Origin of the sequence: Micromonospora polyrhachis (assembly GCF_014203835.1) — a bacterium.
GTDB classification, from domain to species: domain Bacteria; phylum Actinomycetota; class Actinomycetes; order Mycobacteriales; family Micromonosporaceae; genus Micromonospora_H; species Micromonospora_H polyrhachis.
The window spans coordinates 4,220,350-4,243,933 of record NZ_JACHJW010000001.1; the positions used below are offsets into that span (position 1 = coordinate 4,220,350).

Sequence of the window (23,584 nt, forward strand, 5' to 3'; positions counted from 1 at the left end):
AGCCGCCGACCAGGACGGATCAGACCAGCGAGTCGCGCCACTGTTGGTGCAGGGCCGCGTACCGGCCGCCCTCGGAGACGAGGGCGGCCGGCGGACCGTCCTCGACGATTCGACCCGCATCGAGCACCAGCACCCGATCGGCGATCTCCACGGTGGACAACCGATGGGCGATCACGATCGCGGTCCGGTCGGCGAGGATGGAGCGCAGCGCCCGCTGGACCATTCGCTCGCTCGGTACGTCCAGCGATGAGGTGGCCTCGTCCAGGATCAGCACCGCCGGGTCGGCGAGGAACGCCCGGGCGAAGGCGACCAACTGCCGTTGGCCGGCGGAGAGCCGGCCACCCCGTCGGTGCACGTCGGTCGCGTAGCCCTCGGGCAGGTCGGCGATGAACTCGTGCGCACCGATGGCCCGAGCCGCCGTCATCACCTCGTCGTCGGTCGCGTCCGGCCGCCCGAACCGGATGTTGTCGGCGATGGAGCCGGCGAAGAGATGGTTCTCCTGGGTGACCATCACCACCGTGCGGCGTAGCTCGGCGTCGGCGACATCCCGCAGGTCGACATCGTCGAGGGTGACCGTCCCCGTGGTCGGGTCGTAGAAGCGGGCGACCAGCTTGGCCAGGGTCGACTTGCCGGCCCCGGTGGCCCCGACCAGCGCCACGGTCTGCCCGGCCGGCACCCGTAGGGCCAGTTCCGGCAGGATCAGCGCGTCCCGTCGGTAACCGAAGGAGACGTCGCGGAACTCGACCGCGCCCCGCCGTTGCTCGGCGCTGGCGGCGGGCAGCGGTATCGGTCGATCCGGTTCTGGCACCGCCGGTTTTTCGTCCAGTACGCCGGCCAGCTTCTCCAGCGCCGCGGTGGCCGACTGGAGGGAGTTGTAGAACTGGCTCAACTCCTGCATCGGCTCGAAGAACCGGCGCAGGTAGAGCAGGAAGGCGGCCAGTACGCCGATCTCGGCATGGCCGTTGAGTACCCGGTATCCGCCGTAGGTCAGCACCACCGCGATGGTCACGTTGCCGATCAGTTTGATCGCGGGGGAGTAGGTGGCGATCAGACGGAAGGCCCGCAGGTTGGCCCGCCGGTAGTCGTCGTTGACCGTGGCGAAGATGCGCTGGTTACGCGGCTCGCGGCGGAACGCCTGGACCGCCCGGATACCGCCCAGCGACTCCACGAAGTGGACGATCACCAGGGCGACCGCTTCCCGGGTACGGCGGTAGGCGTGCCCGGAGGCGCGGGCGAACCAGCGGGACAACCAGAGCAGGAACGGGAACGCCATCAGGGTGACCGCCGCCAGCGGCAGATCCAGCCAGAGCAGGATGCCGGCGACCGAGACGATCGACAGCCCGGCCAGGACCAGGTCGTCTATGCCGCCGTCGACCAGTTCGGCGATGGAGTCCATGTCGCTGGTCAGTCGGGCGATGACCCGACCCGAGGTGTAGCGCTCGTGGAAGTCGACGGAGAGACGCAGGAAGTAGTCGTACACCCGTTTCCGGAGGTCGAACAGGATGGCCTGACCCACCCGGGCGGAGAGGATGAGGAAACCACGCTTACTGGCGTACTCGATGACCGAGGCGGCGAGGAACACGGTGGCGATCGCCACCAGCGGTCCCGCATCGCCGTCCCGCAACGGCGGGATGGCCCGGTCGATGCCGAGCATCACCAGGTACGGGCCGGCCATGCCGGCTGCGTTCTGCAACAGCAGCAACACCACGGTCACCGCGATCAGCCGGCGGTGCGGCCGTAGCACCGAGCCGAGCAACTGCCGGCTTCGGCCCCGTAACCGGGCGAGCGCCGGTGCGGTGTCCACCTCGGCGGTGCTGCGTTCGGCGTCCGGATCCGTGGCGATCCCGCGCCATCGCCGGTCCTCCGACGCGTCGCCGCCGCGCGGGCGGCCGGCTGCCGGTCCAGAGATCACGATCGGACCAGCCCGCGATTGCCGGTTCCCTTTTCGGCGGTGGTGCTCGGGGTAGCAGTCGCGACGGTGCGGGACGTGCCGTCGGCGATGGTCGGCCCGGTGGGTGATGGGGCGGTGGCCGGTGAGGGTGCCGTTGCGATGGCTGTGGTCGGGAGGGCCGGTGGTGGGCCCGCATCGGCCGGCGATGCGGTGGTGGCGGAGAGTAGGGCGCGGTAGGCCGGTACCGTGGCGAGCAGTTCGGAATGGGTGCCGACCGCCGTGATCCGACCATCGGTGAGTAGGGCCACCCGATCGGCGAGAGCGACCGTCGACGGACGGTGCACCACCAGCAACGCCGTGGTGTCCCGGAGCACCCGGGCCAGTGCCGCCTCGACCAGGGCCTCGGTGTGCACGTCGAGGGCGGAGAGCGGATCGTCCAACACCAGCACCCGGGGCTGGCCGAGGACAGCCCGAGCCAGGGCCAACCGCTGTCGTTGGCCACCGGAGAGCGACAGCCCCTGTTCACCGATGCGTGTCTCCAGGCCCCACGGGAGGTCGTACACGAAGTCGGCCTGGGCGACCGCGAGCGCGGTGCGTACGTCATCCTCGCTCGCCTCGGGCCGTCCGAGAGTGAGGTTCTCCCACACCGACATCGAGAAGAGCGTGGGTTCCTCGAAGGCCATGCCCACGACGCGGCGCAGCGAACCGAGTTGGATGTCCCGGATGTCCTGCCCGTCCAGGGTGATCCGACCGCCGGTGACGTCATGGAGCCGGGGCACCAGGGACAGCAGGCTGGTCTTTCCGCACCCGGTCGCGCCGACGACGGCCAGGGTCTCGCCGGGGCGTACGGTCAGGTCGAGGTCATGCAGCAGTGGCCTGGTGGCAGCCGGATAGCTGAACGAGACCCCCTCGAAGCGGAGCCAGCCGGTGACGTCGGTGGGGACGATCTCCGCCGCCCCGGGCCGGTCGGTGATCGCGGGTTGCGTGTCGAGCACCTCGTGCACCCGGTCGGCGGCGGTCGTCGCCTCCTGGGCATTGGCGATGATCCAGCCCAGCGATTCGATCGGCCAGATGAGCATCAGCTGCAACGTCACGAACGCGACCAACTCGCCGATGGTCAACGCACCATGTGCGGCCGCCACCGTGCCGGCGACCAGCACCACGGCCAGGGTCAGGTTGGGGACCAGGTCGAACAGGGCCGAGGTGTTGGCCAGCAGTCGGCTCTTACGGATCGCGGTGTCGTGCAGTTGTCCCGCGCTGGCGGCGAAACGATCGGTCATCTGCCGGCGGCGGCCGAACGCCTTGATGGTGCGTACCCCCTGCGCGGACTCCTCGACCAGGGTGGCGACGTCGCCCTGCTCGTCCTGCACACGCCGGGACGCGACAAGATAGGCACGGGTGAATCGGCGACTGACCACGAAAAGCGGGACGGCGCTCGTGGCGACGAGCAACCCCAGTGGCGGGTGCATCGCGACGAGCAGCGCCACCACCATGAGGTAGGTGGTCGAATTGACCACCAGGAAGATTAGTCCGAAGGACAGGAACCGCCGGATCACGGACAGGTCGATGGTGATCCGGGCCAGCAGTTGGCCGGACTGCCACCGGTCGTGGAACCCGACGTGTAGTCGTTGGAGATGGGCGTAGACGTCGTCGCGGATCGTGGCCTCCATGCCGACCGCCAGGGACGACTGCGCCCACCTCCGGATGAAGATCAGCCCGGCCTCGGCGAGACCGAGCAGCAGCGCCAGCGCGCCGAGGCGGAGCAGACCGGCCGGGTCCCGGTGGGCGATCGGGCCGTCGACCACCTGTTGGATCACCAACGGCACCGCGATCCCCGCCCCGGTCGCGGCGAACGCGGCGATCAGCAGGCCGACGAGCTGGCCAGTGTACGGACGGACGTAGCGGCGCAGGCGCCAGAGGCTGTGCAGGGCGGGAGACCGCTTGTCGGATGGCGTCGCAGGCGTGTGGTCAGGGGCCGCTGGCACCCTCTGACGGTATCGGCAAACGCCGATACTGTGCGGGTCAGCTTGCCGTCAACCGTACTTCGTGCCCGAGAAGCCACTTCTTCACGTCAAGCCCCCAGCGGTAGCCGCCGAGGCCGCCGTCGGTACGTAGCACCCGGTGGCACGGTACGAAGAGAGCGGCGGCGTTGCGCGCGCAGGCCGCTGCGGCTGCCCGTACCGCCCTGGGCCGTCCGGACAGTTCGGCGAAACCGGTGTAGGTGATGGGCTCGCCGGCCTTGACGGCCCGTAGCGTGTGCCAGGCATGCGCCATGAACGGCCCGTCGGTGTGCTGCTCGACCGGCACCTCGTCGATCGCGTCGAGGTCACCGTCTAGATAGGACAGCACGGCGGTGGTCACCGGTCCGAGGTCCGGTCGCGCCAGCACCGGGCCCCGCAACCTCGGATGTACGACCGTCAGCAGTGTCTCGACATCCGTGGAGAAGCCGGCGGCGCGCACCGCGCCATCGTTGTTGACCAGTACGCACAGCGGCCCGGCCGGCGTCTCGATACTGGTGCTGTACAAGCTGGTCATGCCACTAGTTCCAATCTCTTGTTCGGTGGTCTAGGCGCTGGCGGTGCTTGTTTGCTCGCGGCTGCGGGGCTCGCTTCGCTCACTCCTCGCGCTCGCGGTGCTTGTTTGCTCGCGGCTGCGGGGCTCGCTTCGCTCACTCCTCGCGCTCGCGGTGCTTGTTTGCTCGCGGCTGCGGGGCTCGCTTCGCTCACTCCTCGCGCTGGCGGTGCTTGTTTGCTCGCGGCTGCGGGGCTCGCTTCGCTCACTCCTCGCGCTCGCGGTGCTTGTTTGCTCGCGGCTGCGGGGCTCGCTTCGCTCACTCCTCGCGCTCGCGGTCCACAGGCGGATGACGGCGTACGAGCGCCACGGCCGCCAGTTGCTTGCGTACTCCGCCAGGACGGTTGGGTCGTCGGGCAGGCCGAGCGCCGCCGCGCCCCGGCGTACCGCCAGGTCGGTGGAGAGGAAGACGTCTGGATCACCGAGGCCCCGCATCGCCACGTAGCCGGCGGTCCACGGTCCGATTCCCGGCAGGGCGGTCAGTTGCCGGGTCATCTCCGCCCGATCCACGCCCGGATTGAGATCGAGGGTCCCGTCGGTGACCGCCCGCGCCACGGTACGGATCGTCTCCCGCCGAGCGGCCGGCATGCCGAACACCTCGTCCGGCAGACTCAGCACCTCCTCCGGCGTCGGAAACGCCCGTAACTGTCCACCCCTTCCCCCCAGCCCTCCCGGTTGATCAAGAGATTTACGTCGCCGATCGGGGTCGTCGGCGACGTAAATCTCTTGATCAACGGAGCGGGGGAGGGCGGCGACGAGGCGGGCGAGCACGGTACGGGCACCGGCGACCGAGACCTGCTGCCCGACGATCGCCCGTACCGCCATCTCGAAACCGTCGACCGAACGGGGCACCCGTACCCCGGGATCCTTGGCCACCGCCTCGGCGAACGCCGGGTCAGCGGCGAGCGTGGCGTCCACCGCCTCCGGGTCGGCGTCCAGGTCCAGCAGGCGGCGACACCGGGCCACCGCCGGGGCCAGATCGCGTACGTCGACCAGTCGCAGCGTCGCCGCGACGTACTCCGGCAGCGGGGTGAGGGTGACCTCCGCCGTGCCGTGCGGCAGGCGCAGGCCACGCCGGTAGGATCCGTCTCCCGCCTCCTCCACTCCGGCGATGGTGCGCAGGGCGAGGAAGTCGAGCAGCGCGTCGGTGTGCAGTGGCGGCCGGTACGCGAGCCGGAGGTTGATCGTTCCGGCGCTGGTCGTACCGTCGATCGGGGTGACGGACCGGCGGGCCGACTCGCGCAACTGCGACGGTGCCGCCGCGTAGACCTCGCGGATCGTGTCGTTGAACTGTCGCACGCTGCCGAACCCGGCGGCGAACGCGATCTCCGCGAGGCTGAGGTCGGTGGTCTCCACCAGGATTCGGGCGGTCTGGGCCCGCTGCGCCCGGGCCAGCGCGAGCGGCCCGGCGCCCACCTGCACGGTGAGCATCCGGTGCAGGTGCCGCTCGGTGTAGCCGAGCCGGGACGCCAGGCCGGGCACCCCCTCCCGGTCCACCACGCCGTCGCCGATCAACCGCATCGCCCGGCCGACGACGTCGGCGCGTACGTCCCAGTGAGGCGAGCCGGGTGCGGCGTCCGGGCGGCACCGACGGCAGGCCCGCAGCCCGGACCGCTGGGCGGCGGCCGCCGACGGGAAGAAGCGGACATTCTTCCGCTTCGGCGTCATCGCCGGACAGGACGGTCGGCAGTAGATGCCAGTCGACGTGACACCGGTGTAAAACCAGCCGTCGAACCGCTGGTCACGGCTGTCTACTGCCCGGTAGCAGCGTTCGAAGTCCAACTCCATGCCATCGATCCTGCCTCGCCGTCCCGGTCGTCGGCTCGCGGAAATCGGACCTGGCTGTCAGGAAGGCTCTCTGCTATCGCTTTTTGCGCGGGAGGACCTGCTGGGGCTCATCGAGCGAGTGAAAGCCTCCCTCGACATGATCGAATGCGCGTTCGACTGCGCACACGAGGACTTCACGCGGGTGTACCACCTTCCAGGCGAGGATCGCGGCGGTGGTGGCCGGCCGCCCGGCAAGTGCGGGCACCGCCGTACCGCCTGCGGGCCGTCCGGCGGCGGCAGGGTAGCGTTGAACCGCCTTGTCGACCCGGTCCGTTGCTCGGTGTATCCGGCTCGACGGGCGGATCCCGCCGAGGTCGCGGTACGTCACGGAAGAGAGAGTTGACGCGTTCCCATGTCTTCACTGTCCATCGGCATCGTCGGCCTGCCCAACGTCGGCAAGAGCACCCTGTTCAACGCCCTGACCAAGAACGACGTGCTCGCCGCGAACTACCCGTTCGCCACGATCGAGCCGAACGTCGGGGTGGTCGGGCTACCGGACGAGCGGCTGGACAAGCTTGCCGAGATCTTCGGCTCGCAGAAGATCATCCCGGCGCCGGTATCCTTCGTCGACATCGCCGGCCTGGTTCGGGGCGCGTCCAAGGGGCAGGGTCGGGGTAACGCGTTCCTGGCCAACATCCGCGACGCCGCCGCGATCTGCCAGGTGGTGCGGGCCTTCTCCGACCCGAACGTGGTGCACGTCGACGGCAAGGTCTCGCCCGCCGACGACATCGAGACGATCAACACCGAGCTGATCCTGGCCGACCTGCAGACCCTGGAGAAGGCGCTGCCCCGGCTGGAGAAGGAAGCCAAGCTCCGCAAGGACCGGGCCGCCGCCGTCGACGCCGCGAAGAAGGCAACCGAGCTGCTCAACACCGGGGTCACCCTCTACGCCGGGGCGGCGAAGGCGGGCATCGACGTGGCCGAGCTGCGCGAGCTGCACCTGCTCACCACCAAACCCTTCCTGTACGTCTTCAACGTCGACGAGGCCGAGCTGGCCAACCCGGACTTCCTGGACGAGCTGCGGCTGCTGGTCGCGCCGGCCGAGGCGGTCTTCATGGACGCCAAGGTCGAGTCCGAGCTGATCGACCTGCCCGAGGAGGAGGCTCGTGAGCTGCTGGAGTCGATCGGGCAGCCGGAGCCGGGGCTGAACCAGCTCATCCGGGTCGGCTTCCGTACGCTCGGGCTGCAGACGTACCTCACGGCGGGGCCCAAGGAGGCGCGGGCCTGGACCGTGCCGGTCGGGGCGACCGCCCCGGAGGCCGCCGGGGTGATCCACTCCGACTTCCAGCGCGGCTTCATCAAGGCCGAGATCGTCTCGTACGACGACCTGGTCGCCGCCGGTTCGATGGCCGCCGCCAAGGCCGCTGGCCGGGTACGGATGGAAGGCAAGGACTACGTCATGCAGGACGGCGACGTGGTCGAGTTCCGCTTCAACGTGTAGCGCTGTCAACGCAACGCGTCATATGTTGGCTCGATGGAAGGTCGGTTCTCGCGGGTCCAGGCAGGCGTGATCCGCTGTTCGCGGAATCGCCAGCCCGCAGACGTCCGTACCGCGGTGTCGGCCAGTCGCAGGCCGCCCGTGTAGTGGGGTGCTTGACCGGCGCGGTAGTAGTACACCAGAGAGTTCGCCGAGACGGCCGCCTGGTCGCCGTCGATGTCCACCAGTAGGTCGGTGATCGCGATGCGGTCGGCGATCGGCGTGTCTGTGGACATGGCATCCTCTTTCGTTTTTGAGGGCAGCGACGTCTGTGTCGTCGTGCAAGGTGACGAGTTTCGAGGGGGAAGCCTCAGGGGTCGGCCAGCTCCGCGTTGGCCCGGTTCAGGACGATGCCCAGGACGCGGCCTGCGGTGGCCAGGTCCTCGGCTGGAAGGTCGCCCCACAGTCGCTGGGTGATCGGGCCGATCGCGGTGCGGACCTGCGTCCAGCGTGCCTGCCCTTCGTCGGTGACCCGGACGCAGCCGTTGCCGTGGTCGTGCAGGAACCCGGCGGTGGTCAGCTCGGTGATGCGTTCGGCCACCGCCGCCGGGCTGAACTGTGCGACGCCGCTGACCCGGTGGATGAGCTCGGCCCGGTCGACGTCCCCGCCACTGACCATGGTCAGCGTGAGGGCCACCCACTGAGGTTCGGTGATGCCGGTCCCGGCGAGCTGCCGGTCCAGGATCGCGTTGAGCGCCTTCTCGGTCTGGCCGATGAGCGCGGTACCGAAAGCCTGGGCTGTAGTCGCCACGATGACCTCCAAGTCGTTCACGTGATTAACGTTAGTGACGCTAACGTTTGTTGTGGGAACGAAGCTATATCGTTAGTCCCACTAACGCAACCGGTTATGATCAGCGTCATGACCAGTCGAGCCGGAGCTGCGGACATGCCCGACGACGGCGGTATCAGGACGCCGGACAGATTGCGCCGACGGGCCAGTCGTCTGCTGTCGCATCTGTCCGCACAGTCGGACCGGCTGATGACCGAGGGGCTGACCAAGGCCGACGCGCGCAGGTGGCACTACGCCGTGCTCGCCTCGTTGCAGGAGTACGGCCCGGGTAGCCAGGCGACGCTGAGCCGACGCACCGGCATCTACCGCAGCGACATGGTGGGCGTCCTCAACGAACTGGCGGAGCGCGGCCTCGTCGAGCGGGCACCGGATCCCGGCGACCGCCGCCGCAACGTCATCACGATCACCGCCCAGGGGCGCCGGCACCTGCGCCGCCTGGACAAGGTCCTGGACGACCTCCACGAGGAGCTGCTCGCCCCGCTGCTCCCCGCCGAACGCGACCAACTCGTGCAACTACTCACCCGCCTGGTGGACCACCACACCCAGCAGGCGCCACCGCCACCGGTCCCCTGACCCCACGGATTGCCCGGTAGTGCGGCGTGAACGGAGCGACAGACCCGACGATTAGGGTTTGTCCTATGCTGCGGATCTCCCAGCCCATCGCTACGGCACGGCTGATCCTGCGTCCATTCGCCTCAGCCGATCTGGACGATGTGTGGGCGTATCAGAAGCTGCCGGAAGTGGCCCATCACATGTTGTGGCCGGCACGGACCCGAGACCAGTCCGAGCGGGCCGTGGACCAGATGGTTACGGAGGACGCTCTCGCCGGGGAGGGTGACTGTCTGAGTCTGGCCGTGGTCTGGCCGGATGTCGGACGGGTGGTTGGTCAGGTGGAACTTGTCTGGCTCAGCCAGGAACATCGTCAGGGCGAGTTGGGGTACGTCTTCAATCCGCGGTACCGGGGTAGGGGACTGGCCACCGAGGCTGCTGCCGAAATGCTCCGACTGGGCTTCGGAGAGCTCGACCTCCATCGAATCGTCGGTCGGTGCTCCGCTCAGAACAGTGCCTCGGCGCGGCTCCTGGAACGGCTCGGTATGCGGCGGGAGGCGCACTTCATCCACAACGTACGACTCAAGGGCGAGTGGAAGGAGGAACTGGTCTACGCGATGCTTCAGCAGGAGTGGCGATCGACCTGATACGAGCACGCTCGACCTGATACGAGCACGCTCGACCTGATACGAGCACGCTCGATCAGATGCGTGTGAGCTGCAACTTCGTCGGCGTGTCGTACTGCTCAACCGTCAACGATCACGACTCACCGGCGCTGGTGGACGCGTGTCGCGACCGACTGGTGACCTTCTGGTCTCCAGACCCGTCGGCGAACGAGCGCGACCGTAGCGGCGAGTTCGTGACGATCCGGGGCAGATCGAGCAGCCGGTGAGCTGACACCGCCCTACGAGATGTAGTGCAGGATCACGTTGTGGACGTGGTGGGCCTTGTCGGAGCCACGGAACTCCACCTCGTAGGTGTGCGTGCCGACGTGGATGGCGATGGCACCGGTGGAGAAGAACTGGCCGCCCCAGGACTTGTTGCTCACCACGCTGACACTCGTGATCTTCCCGTACGGGATGCTGGTGATCGCGAACTTCTTGCCCACGAACGACTTGTCCTGGATGATCACCCGTCGGCTGGTAAGGCCGATGAACCCGGTCCCGGCGCCGATCGCGTCGTAGACCGCGATGACCTGTTCCCCTTCGAGCAGGCCACTCTGGATCTGCTGCAACTGTTCGCGTCGGTCGTAGGTGACGTTAGCCATGGCTCCGAGCCTAGATTCGCCCTGCCACCCGGAACCGAGGCGGCCCGCCGGTCAGCGATCACCGCTGTCGTTGACCCGGGGCAGCGGCATGGTCCCGTCCGGTGGCCGGGTGGTGAAGCGCTCCCGCTGCTCGATCGCCTGCTCGGACAGCGGAGTCAACCGTGCCGGCTCGTCGACCCCTTGCCTCGGCAGCGGCTGGGCCGCGAGGTGCTGGGCCGCGAGGTGCCGGTCCAGCACGATCCTCGGGAACTCGCTGGTGATGTCCCCGGCATGAGCGGGCTTGCTACCCAACGGCACGCTGTTGCCGACCTGGCGGGACGCGTGCCACACCTCCCGTCGCCAGAGCACCAGCGGAGACACGGCGACCCCGAGCGCCACGAGAGGCCAGAGCAGCGCGGCGGGAGTGGCCTGGCCGAAGGCGAACGCCAGCGCGATGGCGACGGTGAGAATCAGGCACCAGCCCAGATGGTTACGGAAGGTACGGAGCCCGTCCCGGCTCGACGAGCTGCCCTTCGGCGTCACCACGAACCGGGCCGGCCGACGCAGCAGAGTGCTGATCAGCATCGCCGCGTAGACCGGCGCGGAGATCATGGACATGAGCATGCCCTTGAGGCCGGCGGAGCCCTCCGCCTCGTACGGACTGACGTTGTAGCGCCGGTTGCTGAGGTAGAGCCAGAGCGAGAACGCGGTCGCGTCGACGTACAGGGCGAGCCAGATGGTCGGGGCGACGCTGATGCCGCTGACCCCGAGGGCGAGGAACAACACCGCGTTGACCGCGCCGAGCAGCCAACCGATGGCCATCGAGGGGTAGAACGTCACGATCAGGCAGTAGTGCAGCAACCGACCGGGGGAGAGCCGGAAGAGCCTACGCCAGAACATCTTGAGCAGGATCTCGAACGTCCCCCGCGACCACCTGCGTTGCTGGCTGAAGTAGTCGTTCCAACTCGACGGCCCCTCGCCGGCGGCGAGTACGTCCGGCGTGTACACCGACTTCCACGGCCGACCGGTCGCCGGGTTGCGGGTGGTGTGCACGGAAAGGCCGGTGGCCATGTCCTCGGTGATCGAGTCGGTGAGGCCGACGATGCTGACCAGTGCCGAGATCCGGATCGCGTTGTTGGTGCCGACCAGCATCGCCGCGTGGTAGCGGTTGGCCGCCCGCTGGATCACGCTGTGGAACGGGAACTGCTGCGACTCGGCGGCCCGGGTCACGAAAGTCTCGCTGTTCCGGTAGCACTGTGGGCCGACGACGTAGGCGACGTCCGGGTCGCGGAAGTAGCCCAGGATGCGTTCGGCGAAGTTCGCCAGCGGAACATGATCCGGGTCGACGGAGAGGAACAGGTCGTACGCCCGGCCGTGCCGATGCACCCAGGCGTTGTAGTTTCCGTGCTTGGTCCTGGCGCGAAACGGCCCGCTGGGCTGGTTGTACTGCTCGATGTCCTTACGTGTGAAGTGCCGGACGCCGAGTTGCTCGCACATCGCCCGTACCGCCGGATCGTCGCCCTCGTCCAGCAGCCAGATGTCGAAGACGCCTCGATGCCGGATGCGTAACGCGCCGAGCAGGGTCTCCCGGACGACTGCGACCGGTTCCTTACTCGGCACGATGGTGGTCAGGAAGGCCACCCGTAGCTGGGGGTCGGGGGTGACCGGGACCGGGTCGCGGGCGGCCAGCGACGCCAGCGAGAGCGATACGACGTTGACCAGCCGCAGCAGTTCCACCAGGGCGATGGAGCCGATGACGAAGATGTTGGCCGCGCTGGCCCACATCCCCGGGTTGGGCGGGGAGTAGTGGCTGGGGTGCAGGAGCCAGAGGACGAAGACGCCTTCGAAGGCCAGGTTGAGCAGGGCGATGAAGACGGTCTTGGCGGCCTGGCCGCTGCCACCGGTCTTTCGCAGGTTGCGGTAGGCGACCCGATAGGGGTGCCCATCCGGTACGTCCTGGACCGGTCCGGCCAACCGGCTGTATTTCTCCAGCCGGGCCCATGACCGCGCCTGCGCCGCGAGGTCGGAGTCGTTCACAAGGTCCTTTTCCGGTCGAGGCTGCTGTCATTGGCCGGACGAGGTTCATCAACTCCAATATGGACGATGTTGGGTGGTGTGGCCAGACCGGGCGACAGGTTGCCTGCCGGATTCTGCACTACGCTTCGCCGCGTAGCCGATGAATGGATGTCACTATGATCGCCAGAGTCCTTGCCGGTCACCGGCGGGTGACCGCGACTGCCATGACCGGATCGGTGCTGGTCGCGTTGGCGGGCGGATGCTCGGGGACCCAGGACGGGGAGCCGCGACCAGGCGGCCCGGCGGCGCAGCAGTCCGGCGGGGTCACCGTCCGCCCCGACGGCGACGGGAATCCGTTGTCCGGTGCGACCCTCTACACCGACCCCGGCAGCCAGGCCGCGCAGCAGGCCGCCCGATGGCGCACCGTGGGTCGGGCTGCGGACGCCACCGAACTCGACAAGATCGGTGCGCGGCCGGTCGCGCACTGGTTGACCACCAGGGACCCGGCAGGAATCCGTACGGAGACCGAAGCTCTCGTCCGACGGGCCGCCGACGCCGGACAGGTGCCGGTCCTGGTGGCGTACAACATCCCGCACCGGGACTGCGGTAACTATTCGGCCGGCGGGGCGGCGGACGCGGAGCAGTACCGGACGTGGATCCGTGCCGTCGCGGCGGGCCTCGGCTCCCGGCCCGCCGTGGTCGTCCTCGAACCGGATGCCGTCGCGCATACCCTGGACGGCTGCCGCACCGATCCGGCCGAGCGCCACGAGCTGCTCAACGACGCGGTCGCGGTGCTCAAGGGTACGGGGGCGACCCGGGTCTACCTCGATGCCGGCAACCCGGGGTGGCTGCCGGACACCGAGGCGCTGGCCGGGGCGCTACGCCGGTCAGGGGTCCAGCAGGCCGACGGCTTCGCCCTCAACGTCGCCAACTTCATCGACACGCAGACCAACGTGGAATACGGCAACCGGTTGTCGACGGCGTTGGACGGTGCCCACTTCGTGATCGACACCAGCCGGAACGGCCGGGGACAGTGGACCGGCGGTACGACGGTGGACGGCGGCCCGAGCTGGTGCAATCCACCGGATCGGGGACTGGGTACATCGCCGACCACCGAGACCGGCCTGCCCCGGGTCGACGCCCTGCTCTGGGTCAAACGGCCGGGTGAGTCGGACGGGGCGTGCCGCCCTGGTGAGCCCGCTGCCGGCACCTGGTGGCTGGACTACGCGCTGGGTCTGGCCCGTCGTGCGGTCTGACCCCGGCGTGCGGCCTGAATCCCGCTGCGCCGCCTGACCCCGGCGTGCGGTCTGATCCCGGCGTACGGCCTGATCCCGCCGCGCGGTCTGAATCCCGCCTTACCGGATGTGCACCCACTTCGCCACCGAGGGCACGCCCAGTTTGTTGGTGACGAAGAGCATGTAGTAACCCGGCGGCAGCACCGCCGGCTGCGTCGGTATGGTCACCTCCAACCGGTCGCCGACCTGCGTGAACTCCAGTGCCACCGAGCGCTGTTCCACGTTGGTGGAGTGGGTCACCGCACTGGGCCGGATCAGTCGGACCTTGCCGATGCCGACGGTGTCGTTCATCAGCTCGTATCGCGCCTTCTTCCCGTAGCCGACGATGGTCGGCCCGTCGCCGATCAACGGCCGGTCGTCCTGGAAGAGGTACGGCGGGGTGTAGAGCTCAAGTCGCTGATCGAACTCTCCCTCGACGGTGTTCTCCCGGTCCCGGAAGAGCGGGTCGGAGCCCATCGTCATGACCCGCCCGTCGGGCAGCAGCAACGCCGATCCGTGGTAGTTGCGTCCCACGTTCGGGTCGGCCGCGTACGCCAATGTGTTGGTGTCCGGGTGGTAGATCCGCGCGTTGTGGTTGTCGGTGTTGCCCTTGCCCCGGTAGTCCCGGGAGCCGCCGGTGATCAGGCTGGTGTCGTCGGGCAGTTGCACCACGTTGGGATAGCGGGTGCCCTCGGGCAGGCTGGGGCCGGGAGTGAAGCGAGGGTTCGGTTCGTCGAGCTTGACCAGGTCGATCCGGCCGGTCGACCTCGGTGACTCGCCGACCCCACCGCCACCGACCACCATCACGGTCTGGTCCTGCACGGGGCCGACCCAACTGGACGCGCTGGTCTCCATCAGGTCGGGGTCGCGTAGGCCCGGCACCACCTGGAAGGTGTTGTCCGTCAAGTTCCAGAGACCCGGCTTCCGGCCCTGGTCAGCCGGGCCGTAACCGGTGCTGGAGCCACTGTAGAAAAGCCGGTCGGCGGTGGCGGTCTGGAAGATCGCCGGGTACGTCGGGAAGTAGCGGTTCAGGTCGGGTCGGACGGTCCACTTCCGGGTCTTCGGGTCGTAGACCTCGTTCTGCGTACCGTCCACCACCTCGCCCTTGCCGTTCAGGCCGGAGGTGGCCAGGACCCTGCCGTCGGCCAGTCCGGTCAGTGTGGGATACCACCGCTTCTCGGACATGTCGGCGACCGGCTCGTACTCCTCGGTGCGGGGGTTGAACTCGTAGGTCTCCTTGAGCCCCTGGTAGTCCTGCTTGTCCAGGGTCATCTTGTCGGACAGTCCGTAGATGTTCTGTGCGGCGACGCCGGTCAGCCCGGTCACCGCGTACTGGGTGGGTGCGGAGCTGATCGAGCCGCTGCCCTTCTCTGCCGCGTCCACCCAGACCGTGGTCTCACTCGCGGTCACCGCCACGTGGGTCCCGGTGCCACCGACTGCCGGCCGCTCGATCTTGGTGGCCGGCTTGACGACGAAGTCGGCCGCTGCCCGGTACCGCTTGCCGTTCGGCGCGACGAACTCGGTGCCCTTGGGGAACGTGCGGGAGTTGTCGTCGGGTGACTCGTTCTTGACCGTCATGGTGCCGCCCGCGTGCGTGACGTCCGGCTTGAGCACCTCGTAGCGGAGCGTCCCGCCAGCCACCAGTAGCTTTCCGCTCGGCAGGAAGGCGTGTCCGGCACAGAACAGGTCGACCGGCGTGCGTACGTCCTTGGTCCGGCCGGTCGCCGGGTCGTAGACGAGGGTGCGGAAGGTGCCGGCCGCGAACTGCTGCCGGTCGTTACCGGAGCCTGCGATGAGCAGGAGCTTGCCGGTGTCGAGCAGCGCGGCGTGGATGGCGTTGAGTCGTACGTCCTTGGGTAACTCGATGATCTGCCAGTGCCCGTACCTCGCCTTGTAGCCGGGACTGTTGATCTCTCGATCGTGGGTGTAGTCGGCGGCGAAGGAGTAGATCGGGTGCGCGTTTGCGGCGATCAGGATGGCTGCGGCGACCGTCTGCCACACGAAGCGCCGACGTGGGCGGCGACGTTCAGGGTTCTTCATCCGACCTCCATCCGACGCAAGCACCCTAGTGTCTACGTCGATGGATGTGTGCCCCGGTCATCGATGGGCCCGAGTGGCCACCGGGTACCGCCGGACCGGTTCCGCCGGCCGACGATCCCCGATGGCAAGGGCTCAGGTGCCCGGTGGTGACCGGTCAGCGGATGAACGTGACGTCCGGGTGCCTCGTCGATGGACCGTCGAGCAGGCGCTGCGGACAGCCGCGCAGATGTTCGTCGAGGAACGCGGTGAGGTAGGCGCGTAGCGAGACGGTGACCCGGCTCGGATCGACCGTGCCTATGGTGCCGGCGAGGAAGCCGGCCGGCAGGGCGAAGCCCGCGTCGACCTGGGGTAGCAGCACCTGGTAGTCGGTGAAGGTGAAGTGCTCACCCTCGGCCACGTAGAGGTCGAGTTTCCAGCCGGTCGAGTTCTGCCAGAAGGATTGCCACTCCGGCGCTTCCCGGTGGGTGTGCGGCCTGCCGCCACTGAGACCCGCACCCAGTAGCAGGAAGGGGCGGTCCAGGCCGGCGGCGACCACGTCGCCGAAGTCGTTGTCGGCGAAGCTGTAGGCCAGGCTGCCGTCCAGGTTGACTCCCGCGTCGATGCGAGAGTCGAGCAGCATCGTCTCGGCGGTGGTGAAGCCACCGGCGGAATGGCCGAACATGCCCACCCGGGACAGGTCGAGCCCGGCACCGAGACCCCGGGGGAGAGGCCGCTGCCCCGCGTCCGGATTACCACCGGCAGCGATCACGGCAAGCTGGTCGAGCAGGTAACGGACGTCCTGGGTACGGGTCCGGATGACGGCGTGGTTACGTTCGGTCGGGTCCATGGCGGGCAGGTTCTGTGGCTCGACCCGGCCCCCGGGGAACTCGACCTCGTGCGTCTCGTACGTGTGGTCGACGGTGACCACCACGTACCCCCGGCTGGCCAGCTCTTCGACGAGCACCGTGCCGTTGGCGCGGGGGAACTCGGCACCGGGTGAGTAGAGGACGACCGGGTGGCCGCCGTGTCGACCGAGGACCGGGGCACCGACGCGGGCGTGTGTGCTGATTCCGGTCCAGTCGACCTGACCGGCGGCGAGACCGAGGGTCGCGTTGGTCCGTTCCCCGAATCGCTGCGCCGCCCCTGACGGCAGGTACGGCGCGAGTGGTTCGTGGCCGGTGGGGCGCGCCGGGTACCAGATGCTGGCCATCAGTTCCCGTGACCGGCCGGCCACCCACGGATCCGGACGAGCACTGTCGACCAGGTGCAGTTCGATGTTGCCGACGCGATGCTGACCGGTCGGCGCGGGTAGCTCCAGCCGCAGTGGCGCGGAGTTCGGCGTGGCTGGCCGATCGGGCGTCGACCGTGGGGCGGTGCCCGCGACGGCGGTAGTGGCAGTGGCGAGCGTCGACATCGACAGCAGCGCCGCGAGGCTGCCCAGCAGCGCTCGACGAGAGAGTCTCAACATGACAGGAAGGCTCTCTTCGGGTGCGGGGCGCGCGTATCTGTCGAATGGGGTCTCCTTCCCCGGAGAAGCCTCGGGGTGCCCGGTCGCGTCGGCCTGGGCACGCCCGTCGCCGGGTACCGTGAGCCGAATGGATCATCTCCGGCGGCCCGAGCCAGGCCAGCCCGAGCCAGGCCAGGTCGAGCTGGTCCGCCGGGCCGAGTTGGTCCGAGCCGAGTTGGTCCGCCGGGCCGAGTTGGTCCGGGCCGAGTTGGTCGGGGCCGGTCTGGTCTGGCTGGCGCTGGCGGTGGCGCTCGGTACGGAGCTGTGGGGACAGTGGCCGGAGCTGGCGGTGGGGCTGGCGCTGGGCGCAGTGGTGCTGGCCACTGGCCGCCGTTGGCCGGTGCGGTCGATGTTGCTGGGGGCGGCGGCGAACCTCGTACAGCTGGTGGAACTCCCCGAATTCCGGTTCTGGCCGATGGCGGTGTCGGCAGTCGCCTGCCTTGCGGCCGGCCGCCGAATGGCCAACGGACTGGTGGCTCTGCCCGGCTTCTCCCTCGTGGTGCTGATCGGGTTGCTGCTCGCCGCAGTGACAGGTGATGTCTGGGGCTGGATCAACGTGGTGCTGCCGTTGCTCGGCTCCGGTGTACTGCCCTGGCTGATCGGGCGATACCTCCGACTGCGGGCCGACCTCGCCGAGGCCGGCTGGCGGCATGCCGAGCAACTCGAACGGGAGCGGCAGCTGGTCGTCCGTGAGGTACGGCTACGCGAACGCACCCGGATCGCCCGGGACATGCATGACTCGCTCGGCCACGAGTTGAGCCTGGCCGCGATGCGTACCGGGGCGTTGGAGCTGGATCGGGGCCTCGACGAGCGGTACCGGACGGCCGTCGGCGAGCTGCGGGCGGCCCTGGTCGGGGCAACCGAGCAACTGCGGGACATCATCGGTGTACTGCGGGACGAGAGCGGGTCCGTGCCGCCCGATGCGGCGTGGGAGAGCATCACCGCACTGGTGGATCGCGTACGGGCATCCGGCATGGCGGTGGAGTTCGTCTCCGACGGATCCGAGGAGTCGACTTCGACGCTGGCGGGGCGAACCGTCTACCGCATCGTCCAGGAGGCGTTGACCAACGCCGCCAAGCACGCACCGGGAGCACCGGTTACGGTGCGGCTCGATGGCGGCGAGGCGGCGGCAGCGGTCACCGTCGTCAACGGTCGCCCGGCCGCCGGGTCGACGGCAGCGCGTGCCGGTGGTGGGCACGGACTCGTGGGCCTGCGGGAACGGGTCCGGCTGGTGGGCGGCTCACTGCACACCGGCGAGCACGGGGACGGGTACATCGTCGTGGCGAGGATTCCGCGGGTCGGCGGGCCGCAGCCCGGGACACCGGCGGTAGGTGACGAGCCCGAGTCGGAGCGGCGGCTCGCGCAGGCCCGGCGGGCGGCCCGGCGCGGCCTGGCCTCGACTGTCGCCGTACCGGTCACGATCGTTGTGGCCGTGCTGCTGGTGCTGATCGGCCTGCGGGCGTACGAGGTGACACATTCGTGGCTCGACCCCGCCATCTATCAGGCCCTGGCCATCGGGCAGCAGCGGGTGGAGTTGGTCGAGGGACTGCCACCGCAGCAGGTCGACGGGCGGCCCGACGTGCCGGAACCGCCCAGCGACCCGGGTGCTGTCTGCGAGTACTACCGGGTCAGCGACGACCTGTTCGCCGGCCCGATCGACGTCTACCGGCTGTGCTTCGTCGACGGGCGGCTGGTCGGCAAGGACTTCATTCCGAGGACGGCATCGTGATCCGAGTACTCGTGGCCGACGACGAGCCGATGATCCGTTCCGGGGCACGCGCGATTCTCGCGTCCGACCCGGAGATCGTGGTGGTGGCGGAGGCGGCCAATGGTGGGGAGGCGATCCAACTGACCCGGCGGTACCGCCCTGACGTTGCTCTGCTGGACATCCGCATGCCCGGCCTGGACGGACTGGCCGCAGCCGAGGAGATCCGTCGGGAGGTACCGGAGACCTCGGTGGTCATGTTGACCACCTTCGGTGAGGAGGAGTACGTGGTGCGGGCACTGGCCGCCGGGACCAGCGGCTTCCTGCTCAAGGCCAGTGACCCGCGCGAGCTGCTGACCGGGGTACGGGCGGTCGCCGCCGGTGCGGCGTACCTGGCACCGCGAGTGGCGCGACGCGTTCTGGCCGAGGTGGGGGCCGGGCAGCTGGCGCGGGGGATTACTGCCCGGGAGCGGATCGCCATGCTGACCGAACGCGAACGGGAGGTGTTGGCGTTGCTTGGCGCGGGCTTGTCGAACGGGGAGATCGGGCAGCGGCTTTTTCTGGCGGAGGGCACCGTGAAGAGCCACGTCAGCGCGATCCTGACTCGACTGGGGGTACGGAACCGGGTGCGGGCGGCGATCCTGGCGTACGAATCCGGGCTGGTTGCCCCCGGTGCCTAGTCCTCGCTGGTCACCGTCCGATAGGCGTCCTCGATGCGGGCGGCGAGGGTTACCTCGCCAGCCGTGATGTCGTCGCCGTCGTTGGCACCGACTCGGATCTGCGTACGGCCGTCCAGCCGGCGGATCTCCGGCCGCAGGTGTAGTGCGTCCGCGACCACCTTGATCCGTTCGGTCAGCTCGGCGTGCTGGCTGTCGCTCAGTTGCAGGGTGCGCTCGATCTCCCGGCCCTCGCGGGTCCAGCCCTCGAGGAGCGCGAGCGCATCGCTGAGATAGTCGTTCTTTGCCCGGCTGCTCCAGAGCGCGCGCATTACCGCACCTCCCAGGCGTCGTTGCCGGCTTGTGGCCAAATTGTCGCTATCCCGTGTCTTGGCCGATGCTCCTTAGTCTGCTGGTGGTTAGCCGGCCTGTCCACGCCCACACTTCCGGGTCTTTCTGCCCGAGGGGCCGACCCCGACCTGCCTGAACGGTCAACGCTCTGGCACTGTTGACGACTGTGCGGACCGAACGGGCGGATGGAGATGGGCTGGAACCCAGGGTGATCGTGGGCGCGGCCATCATCGAGGGTCGACGAGTGCTGGCGGCGGCGCGGGCGAGACCACCCGAAACAGCCGGAAAGTGGGAGTTTCCTGGCGGCAAGGTGGAGCCGGGAGAGTCCGAGGGGGCGGCGCTGGTTCGGGAGTGCAGCGAGGAGCTGGGAGTTCTGGTCGAGGTCGGTGACCGGGTCGGGCCGGCCGTGCCGGTCGGCCAGGGGCGGGCGGTGCTCAAGGTCTATGCCGCCCAGCTGGTGCACGGGGAACCTCGGGCGCTGGAGCACGCCGAACTGCGCTGGCTGACCGTCGACGAACTGGCGGACGTGCCCTGGTTGCCGGCGGATGTCCCGATCGTGGCGGCGCTCCGGCCACTGATCGGCTAGCCGTACGGTCTGCTCGGCTAGCTCCACGGTCCTGCTGGTGCACGCAGTTTTCATAAGTGGTGGCGAGGCGAGATCCAGGAACGGGGACGGGCCGCCGGCTGATGCCTGCGGCCCGTGCACCCGAAACGGTCAGTCCTGTCGTGCGGGAGGTTGCTGCTGGTCCGGGTGGGCGTAGTTCAGGGTGTCGGCCGGCAGTGGGAACTTCACGTCGTCGCCGAAGGGCGACGGCGCGGCTGCCCGGTCGAAGGTGAACTCGCTGATCGCCAGCCGGCCGCGGGCGTCGGTCGCCGGGGCCTGCGGCTGGGGCACCTGCCGGTGCCAGTTGACTCCACGCTCCGCCTCCGCCTCCGCATGCGCGTCGTGCGAGGCACCCGCGTGCGAGTGCACCGTGCTCAGGGTCTCGTCCTGGCGCTTGCCGGAGCCGCTGGCGTCGTTTTGTCCGCGTCGGAAAATCTTGCTACCTAGCCTCACAATTGGATCGTACCTGCGATCGACCACGCGTTCCTTCATCGGGATGATCGCGTTGTCTGTGATTTTGATGTGCTCGGGACAGACCTCGGTGCAACATTTGGTGATGTTGCAGTAACCCAACCCCTGAGCTGCCTGTGCGTACTCCTTACGGTCGCTCTTGGTGTCCAGGGGATGCATGTCCAGTTCGGTGGCGCGAATGAAGTAGCGCGGGCCGGAGAATGCGCCCTTGTTGTCCTCGTGGTCCCGTACCACGTGACAGGTGTTCTGGCACAGGAAGCATTCGATGCATTTCCGGAACTCTTGTGACCGTTCGACGTCGACCTGTTGCATGCGGTAGTCGCCGGGGGGCACGTCGGTCGGCGGCGCGAATGCCGGAGTCTCCCGGGCCTTCTCGTAGTTGAACGAGACGTCGGTGACCAGGTCCCGGATGATCGGAAAGGTCCGCAACGGGGTGATCGTTACCGTCTCGGTCTCTTCGAAGGTCGACATCCGGGTCATGCACCCCAGCCGGGGCATGCCGTTGATCTCCATCGAGCAGGACCCGCACTTGCCGGCCTTGCAGTTCCATCGGCAGGCCAGGTCGGGTGCCTCGGTGGCCTGCAACCGGTGGATGACGTCCAGGACCACCTCGCCCTCGTTGACCTCGACCTGGTAGTCCTCCAGCTGGCCACCCTGCTCGTCGCCCCGCCAGACCCGGAATTGGCGCTTGCCGCCCATTACTTGCCCGCCTCCTTCGCATCAGCGTCCGTAGCGAGGGCGTCGAAGTCGGTGAGCTCCTCGTCGGTCAGGTACTTGGCCAGCTCGGTACGGTCGAACAGGGAGATCAACTCGGCGTGCATCTTCGGCAGCGGCTGGTGCTCCAGCCGTACCTTGTCGCCGTCGAGCGAGCACACCAGGTTGACCATGCGCCACTTCGGCGCCATCTTCGGGAAGTCCTCACGGGTGTGGCCGCCGCGCGACTCCTCCCGCTCCAGCGCCGCCCGCGCGGTGCACTCGGAGACCACCAGCATGTTGCGCAGGTCCAGCGCGAGGTGCCAGCCGGGGTTGTAGCGTCGCCCGCCGGACGCGCTCACCCGGGCCACCCGCTGCCGCAGGGCCGCCAACCGGGTCAACGCGTCCTCCAGCTCGCCCTTGCGGCGGATGATGCCGACCAGGTCGCCCATCACCGCCTGGAGGTCCTGCTGCAAGGTGTACGGGTTGTCACCGGTCTCCCGGTTCAGCGGGGCCAACGCCTGGTCCACCGCCGCCTCGACATCGGAGACGTGAACCTTCGGCCGGGTGGCTGTCTCGTCCACGTACGTGGCGGCGTACTGCCCCGCCCGCTTGCCGAAGACCAGCAGGTCGGACAGGGAGTTGCCGCCCAGCCGGTTGGAGCCGTGCATCCCGCCCGACACCTCGCCCGCGGCGAAGAGGCCGCGTACGTGCCCGGCCGCCGCAGCCGTGTCCGGGTCGACCTCGATGCCGCCCATGACGTAGTGGCAGGTCGGCCCGACCTCCATCGGTTGCTTGGTGATGTCGACGTCGGCCAGCTCCTTGAACTGGTGGTACATCGACGGCAGGCGGCGGCGTACCTCCTCGGCCGGTAGTCGGCTGGCGATGTCCAGGTAGACGCCGCCGGCGGGCGTACCCCGACCGGCCTTGACCTCGCTGTTGATCGCCCGCGCGACCTCGTCACGGGGCAGCAGCTCCGGCGGACGCCGGTTGTTGTCCGGGTCGGTGTACCAGCGGTCCGCCTCCTCCTCGGTCTCCGCGTACTGCTTGCGGAAGACGTCGGGGACGTAGTCGAACATGAACCGCTTGCCCTCGGAGTTCTTGAGGACGCCACCGTCACCCCGGACCGACTCGGTGACCAGGATGCCCTTGACCGACGGCGGCCAGACCATCCCGGTGGGGTGGAACTGGAGGAACTCCATGTTGATCAGCGTTGCGCCGGCCCGCAGGGCCAGGGCGTGCCCGTCCCCGGTGTACTCCCAGGAGTTGGAGGTGACCTTGTAGGACTTGCCGACGCCGCCGGTGGCCAGCACCACGGCCGGGGCCTCGAAGAGGACGAACTCGCCGGACTCCCGGTAGTAGCCGAACGCCCCGGCGATCTTGTCGCCGTCGAGCAGCAGCTCGGTGATGGTGGTCTCGGCGAAGACCTTGATCCGCGCCTCGTAGTCGCCGTGCTCCCGCTTGTCCTCCTGCTGGAGCGAGACGATCTTCTGCTGGAGGGTACGGATCAGCTCCAGGCCGGTACGGTCACCGACGTGCGCCAGGCGCGGGTACTCGTGGCCACCGAAGTTGCGCTGCGAGATCTTCCCGTCCTTCGTACGGTCGAAGAGCGCACCGTACGTCTCCAGCTCCCAGATCCGCTGCGGCGACTCCTTGGCGTGCAGCTCGGCCATCCGGAAGTTGTTGAGGAACTTCCCGCCCCGCATCGTGTCCCGGAAGTGGACCTGCCAGTTGTCCCGACTGTTGACGTTGCCCATGGCGGCGGCGGCCCCGCCCTCGGCCATGACCGTGTGCGCCTTCCCGAAGAGCGACTTCGAGATGATCGCGGTCTTCTTGCCGGCCAGCCGGGCCTCGATCGCCGCCCGCAGGCCGGCGCCGCCGGCTCCGATCACGACGACGTCGTAGTGGTGTCGTTCGATTCGCGTAGTCATGTCAGG

19 protein-coding genes and 2 pseudogenes are annotated in these 23,584 nt (G+C 68.7%); 8 read left to right on the top strand and 13 right to left on the bottom strand.

Features of this window, described 5'->3' with window-relative positions:
- Positions 1 to 19: 19 nt before the first annotated feature.
- From FHR38_RS18550 to FHR38_RS18565, 4 genes and pseudogenes are all read right to left on the bottom strand, one after another.
- Complete coding sequence (locus tag FHR38_RS18550; protein ID WP_312882256.1) at positions 20 to 1,912, bottom strand: ABC transporter ATP-binding protein; 1,893 nt, start codon at positions 1,910 to 1,912, stop codon at positions 20 to 22.
- 155 nt (positions 1,913 to 2,067) lie between these two features.
- Positions 2,068 to 3,876: pseudogene (locus tag FHR38_RS18555) on the bottom strand (ABC transporter ATP-binding protein); the annotation flags it as partial.
- Between the two features lie 37 nt (positions 3,877 to 3,913).
- Positions 3,914 to 4,426 (bottom strand): methylated-DNA--[protein]-cysteine S-methyltransferase, encoded by a 513-nt coding sequence (locus FHR38_RS18560; RefSeq protein WP_184535853.1) that lies wholly within the window; start codon positions 4,424 to 4,426, stop codon positions 3,914 to 3,916.
- Between the two features lie 306 nt (positions 4,427 to 4,732).
- Positions 4,733 to 6,250, bottom strand: a pseudogene (locus FHR38_RS18565) (DNA-3-methyladenine glycosylase 2 family protein); the annotation flags it as partial.
- Between the two features lie 391 nt (positions 6,251 to 6,641).
- Between FHR38_RS18565 and ychF the strand changes: the two are divergent.
- Positions 6,642 to 7,730 carry a redox-regulated ATPase YchF gene (ychF, locus tag FHR38_RS18570; protein WP_184535855.1) on the top strand — a complete coding sequence of 363 codons (1,089 nt, stop codon included), beginning with the start codon at positions 6,642 to 6,644 and terminating at the stop codon, positions 7,728 to 7,730.
- Between the two features lie 5 nt (positions 7,731 to 7,735).
- On the opposite strand, the gene FHR38_RS18575 is transcribed toward ychF, so the two are convergent.
- The gene (locus FHR38_RS18575; protein ID WP_184535856.1) at positions 7,736 to 8,002 is read right to left on the bottom strand and encodes a nuclear transport factor 2 family protein; all 267 of its coding nucleotides are present in this window, start codon (positions 8,000 to 8,002) and stop codon (positions 7,736 to 7,738) included.
- 74 nt (positions 8,003 to 8,076) lie between these two features.
- Entirely contained in the window at positions 8,077 to 8,538 is a 462-nt protein-coding gene (locus FHR38_RS18580; protein WP_221449081.1) for a winged helix DNA-binding protein, read from the bottom strand.
- A gap of 87 nt (positions 8,539 to 8,625) precedes the next feature.
- On the opposite strand from FHR38_RS18580, the gene FHR38_RS18585 reads away from it, so the two are divergent.
- From FHR38_RS18585 to FHR38_RS18595, 3 genes are all read left to right on the top strand, one after another.
- A complete protein-coding gene (locus tag FHR38_RS18585) occupies positions 8,626 to 9,129 on the top strand; it encodes a MarR family winged helix-turn-helix transcriptional regulator (RefSeq protein WP_184535857.1) in 504 nt (167 codons plus the stop codon).
- 65 nt (positions 9,130 to 9,194) lie between these two features.
- The gene (locus tag FHR38_RS18590; RefSeq protein WP_184535858.1) at positions 9,195 to 9,752 is read left to right on the top strand and encodes a GNAT family N-acetyltransferase; all 558 of its coding nucleotides are present in this window, start codon (positions 9,195 to 9,197) and stop codon (positions 9,750 to 9,752) included.
- A 59-nt stretch (positions 9,753 to 9,811) separates the two neighbouring features.
- Positions 9,812 to 9,997, top strand: a complete 186-nt coding sequence (locus FHR38_RS18595) for a hypothetical protein (RefSeq protein WP_184535859.1) — start codon at positions 9,812 to 9,814, stop codon at positions 9,995 to 9,997.
- 12 nt (positions 9,998 to 10,009) lie between these two features.
- On the opposite strand, the gene FHR38_RS18600 is transcribed toward FHR38_RS18595, so the two are convergent.
- Positions 10,010 to 10,372: a PH domain-containing protein gene (locus FHR38_RS18600; RefSeq protein WP_184535860.1), complete on the bottom strand. Its 363-nt coding sequence runs from the start codon at positions 10,370 to 10,372 to the stop codon at positions 10,010 to 10,012.
- Positions 10,373 to 10,423: 51 nt separating this feature from the next.
- Entirely contained in the window at positions 10,424 to 12,388 is a 1,965-nt protein-coding gene (locus FHR38_RS18605; protein WP_184535861.1) for a glycosyltransferase family 2 protein, read from the bottom strand.
- A gap of 155 nt (positions 12,389 to 12,543) precedes the next feature.
- Here FHR38_RS18605 and FHR38_RS18610 point away from each other — a divergent pair, with 155 nt between their 5' ends.
- The gene (locus tag FHR38_RS18610) at positions 12,544 to 13,623 is read left to right on the top strand and encodes a glycoside hydrolase family 6 protein (protein WP_184535862.1); all 1,080 of its coding nucleotides are present in this window, start codon (positions 12,544 to 12,546) and stop codon (positions 13,621 to 13,623) included.
- A 99-nt stretch (positions 13,624 to 13,722) separates the two neighbouring features.
- On the opposite strand, the gene glxA is transcribed toward FHR38_RS18610, so the two are convergent.
- Both glxA and FHR38_RS18620 read right to left on the bottom strand, forming a co-directional pair.
- The gene (gene glxA / locus FHR38_RS18615) at positions 13,723 to 15,681 is read right to left on the bottom strand and encodes a radical copper oxidase GlxA (protein WP_184535863.1); all 1,959 of its coding nucleotides are present in this window, start codon (positions 15,679 to 15,681) and stop codon (positions 13,723 to 13,725) included.
- Positions 15,682 to 15,835: 154 nt separating this feature from the next.
- Positions 15,836 to 17,128, bottom strand: coding sequence for an alpha/beta hydrolase family protein (locus tag FHR38_RS18620; protein WP_184535864.1), 1,293 nt, complete (start codon positions 17,126 to 17,128; stop codon positions 15,836 to 15,838).
- 127 nt (positions 17,129 to 17,255) lie between these two features.
- Between FHR38_RS18620 and FHR38_RS18625 the strand changes: the two genes are divergently transcribed.
- Complete coding sequence (locus FHR38_RS18625; protein WP_184535865.1) at positions 17,256 to 18,896, top strand: sensor histidine kinase; 1,641 nt, start codon at positions 17,256 to 17,258, stop codon at positions 18,894 to 18,896.
- Complete coding sequence (locus FHR38_RS18630) at positions 18,890 to 19,552, top strand: response regulator (protein ID WP_446685686.1); 663 nt, start codon at positions 18,890 to 18,892, stop codon at positions 19,550 to 19,552. The genes FHR38_RS18625 and FHR38_RS18630 overlap by 7 nt, the downstream gene beginning before the upstream one ends.
- On the opposite strand, the gene FHR38_RS18635 is transcribed toward FHR38_RS18630, so the two are convergent.
- Positions 19,549 to 19,860, bottom strand: a complete 312-nt coding sequence (locus FHR38_RS18635) for a 4a-hydroxytetrahydrobiopterin dehydratase (protein WP_184535867.1) — start codon at positions 19,858 to 19,860, stop codon at positions 19,549 to 19,551. The genes FHR38_RS18630 and FHR38_RS18635 overlap by 4 nt on opposite strands.
- Positions 19,861 to 20,045: 185 nt before the next feature.
- On the opposite strand from FHR38_RS18635, the gene FHR38_RS18640 reads away from it, so the two are divergent.
- On the top strand, positions 20,046 to 20,465 hold the full coding sequence (locus tag FHR38_RS18640) for a (deoxy)nucleoside triphosphate pyrophosphohydrolase (protein ID WP_376771417.1): 420 nt from the start codon (positions 20,046 to 20,048) through the stop codon (positions 20,463 to 20,465).
- A gap of 129 nt (positions 20,466 to 20,594) precedes the next feature.
- On the opposite strand, the gene FHR38_RS18645 is transcribed toward FHR38_RS18640, so the two are convergent.
- Positions 20,595 to 21,653 (bottom strand): succinate dehydrogenase/fumarate reductase iron-sulfur subunit, encoded by a 1,059-nt coding sequence (locus FHR38_RS18645; protein WP_184535869.1) that lies wholly within the window; start codon positions 21,651 to 21,653, stop codon positions 20,595 to 20,597.
- On the bottom strand, positions 21,653 to 23,578 hold the full coding sequence (locus FHR38_RS18650) for a fumarate reductase/succinate dehydrogenase flavoprotein subunit (RefSeq protein ID WP_184535870.1): 1,926 nt from the start codon (positions 23,576 to 23,578) through the stop codon (positions 21,653 to 21,655). Before FHR38_RS18650 ends, FHR38_RS18645 begins: the two co-directional genes overlap by 1 nt.
- Positions 23,579 to 23,584 lie beyond the last annotated feature (6 nt).

What these genes read in the sequence shown, in the direction of transcription:
- FHR38_RS18560 (WP_184535853.1), bottom strand. Translation starts at nt 4,426, where the DNA reads ATGACCAGCTTGTACAGCACCAGTATCGAGACGCCGGCCGGGCCGCTG.
- ychF (WP_184535855.1), top strand. Translation starts at nt 6,642, where the DNA reads ATGTCTTCACTGTCCATCGGCATCGTCGGCCTGCCCAACGTCGGCAAG.
- FHR38_RS18575 (WP_184535856.1), bottom strand. Translation starts at nt 8,002, where the DNA reads ATGTCCACAGACACGCCGATCGCCGACCGCATCGCGATCACCGACCTA.
- FHR38_RS18585 (WP_184535857.1), top strand. Translation starts at nt 8,626, where the DNA reads ATGACCAGTCGAGCCGGAGCTGCGGACATGCCCGACGACGGCGGTATC.
- FHR38_RS18590 (WP_184535858.1), top strand. Translation starts at nt 9,195, where the DNA reads ATGCTGCGGATCTCCCAGCCCATCGCTACGGCACGGCTGATCCTGCGT.
- FHR38_RS18595 (WP_184535859.1), top strand. Translation starts at nt 9,812, where the DNA reads ATGCGTGTGAGCTGCAACTTCGTCGGCGTGTCGTACTGCTCAACCGTC.
- FHR38_RS18600 (WP_184535860.1), bottom strand. Translation starts at nt 10,372, where the DNA reads ATGGCTAACGTCACCTACGACCGACGCGAACAGTTGCAGCAGATCCAG.
- FHR38_RS18610 (WP_184535862.1), top strand. Translation starts at nt 12,544, where the DNA reads ATGATCGCCAGAGTCCTTGCCGGTCACCGGCGGGTGACCGCGACTGCC.
- glxA (WP_184535863.1), bottom strand. Translation starts at nt 15,681, where the DNA reads ATGAAGAACCCTGAACGTCGCCGCCCACGTCGGCGCTTCGTGTGGCAG.
- FHR38_RS18620 (WP_184535864.1), bottom strand. Translation starts at nt 17,128, where the DNA reads ATGTTGAGACTCTCTCGTCGAGCGCTGCTGGGCAGCCTCGCGGCGCTG.
- FHR38_RS18625 (WP_184535865.1), top strand. Translation starts at nt 17,256, where the DNA reads ATGGATCATCTCCGGCGGCCCGAGCCAGGCCAGCCCGAGCCAGGCCAG.
- FHR38_RS18635 (WP_184535867.1), bottom strand. Translation starts at nt 19,860, where the DNA reads ATGCGCGCGCTCTGGAGCAGCCGGGCAAAGAACGACTATCTCAGCGAT.
- FHR38_RS18645 (WP_184535869.1), bottom strand. Translation starts at nt 21,653, where the DNA reads ATGGGCGGCAAGCGCCAATTCCGGGTCTGGCGGGGCGACGAGCAGGGT.
- FHR38_RS18650 (WP_184535870.1), bottom strand. Translation starts at nt 23,578, where the DNA reads ATGACTACGCGAATCGAACGACACCACTACGACGTCGTCGTGATCGGA.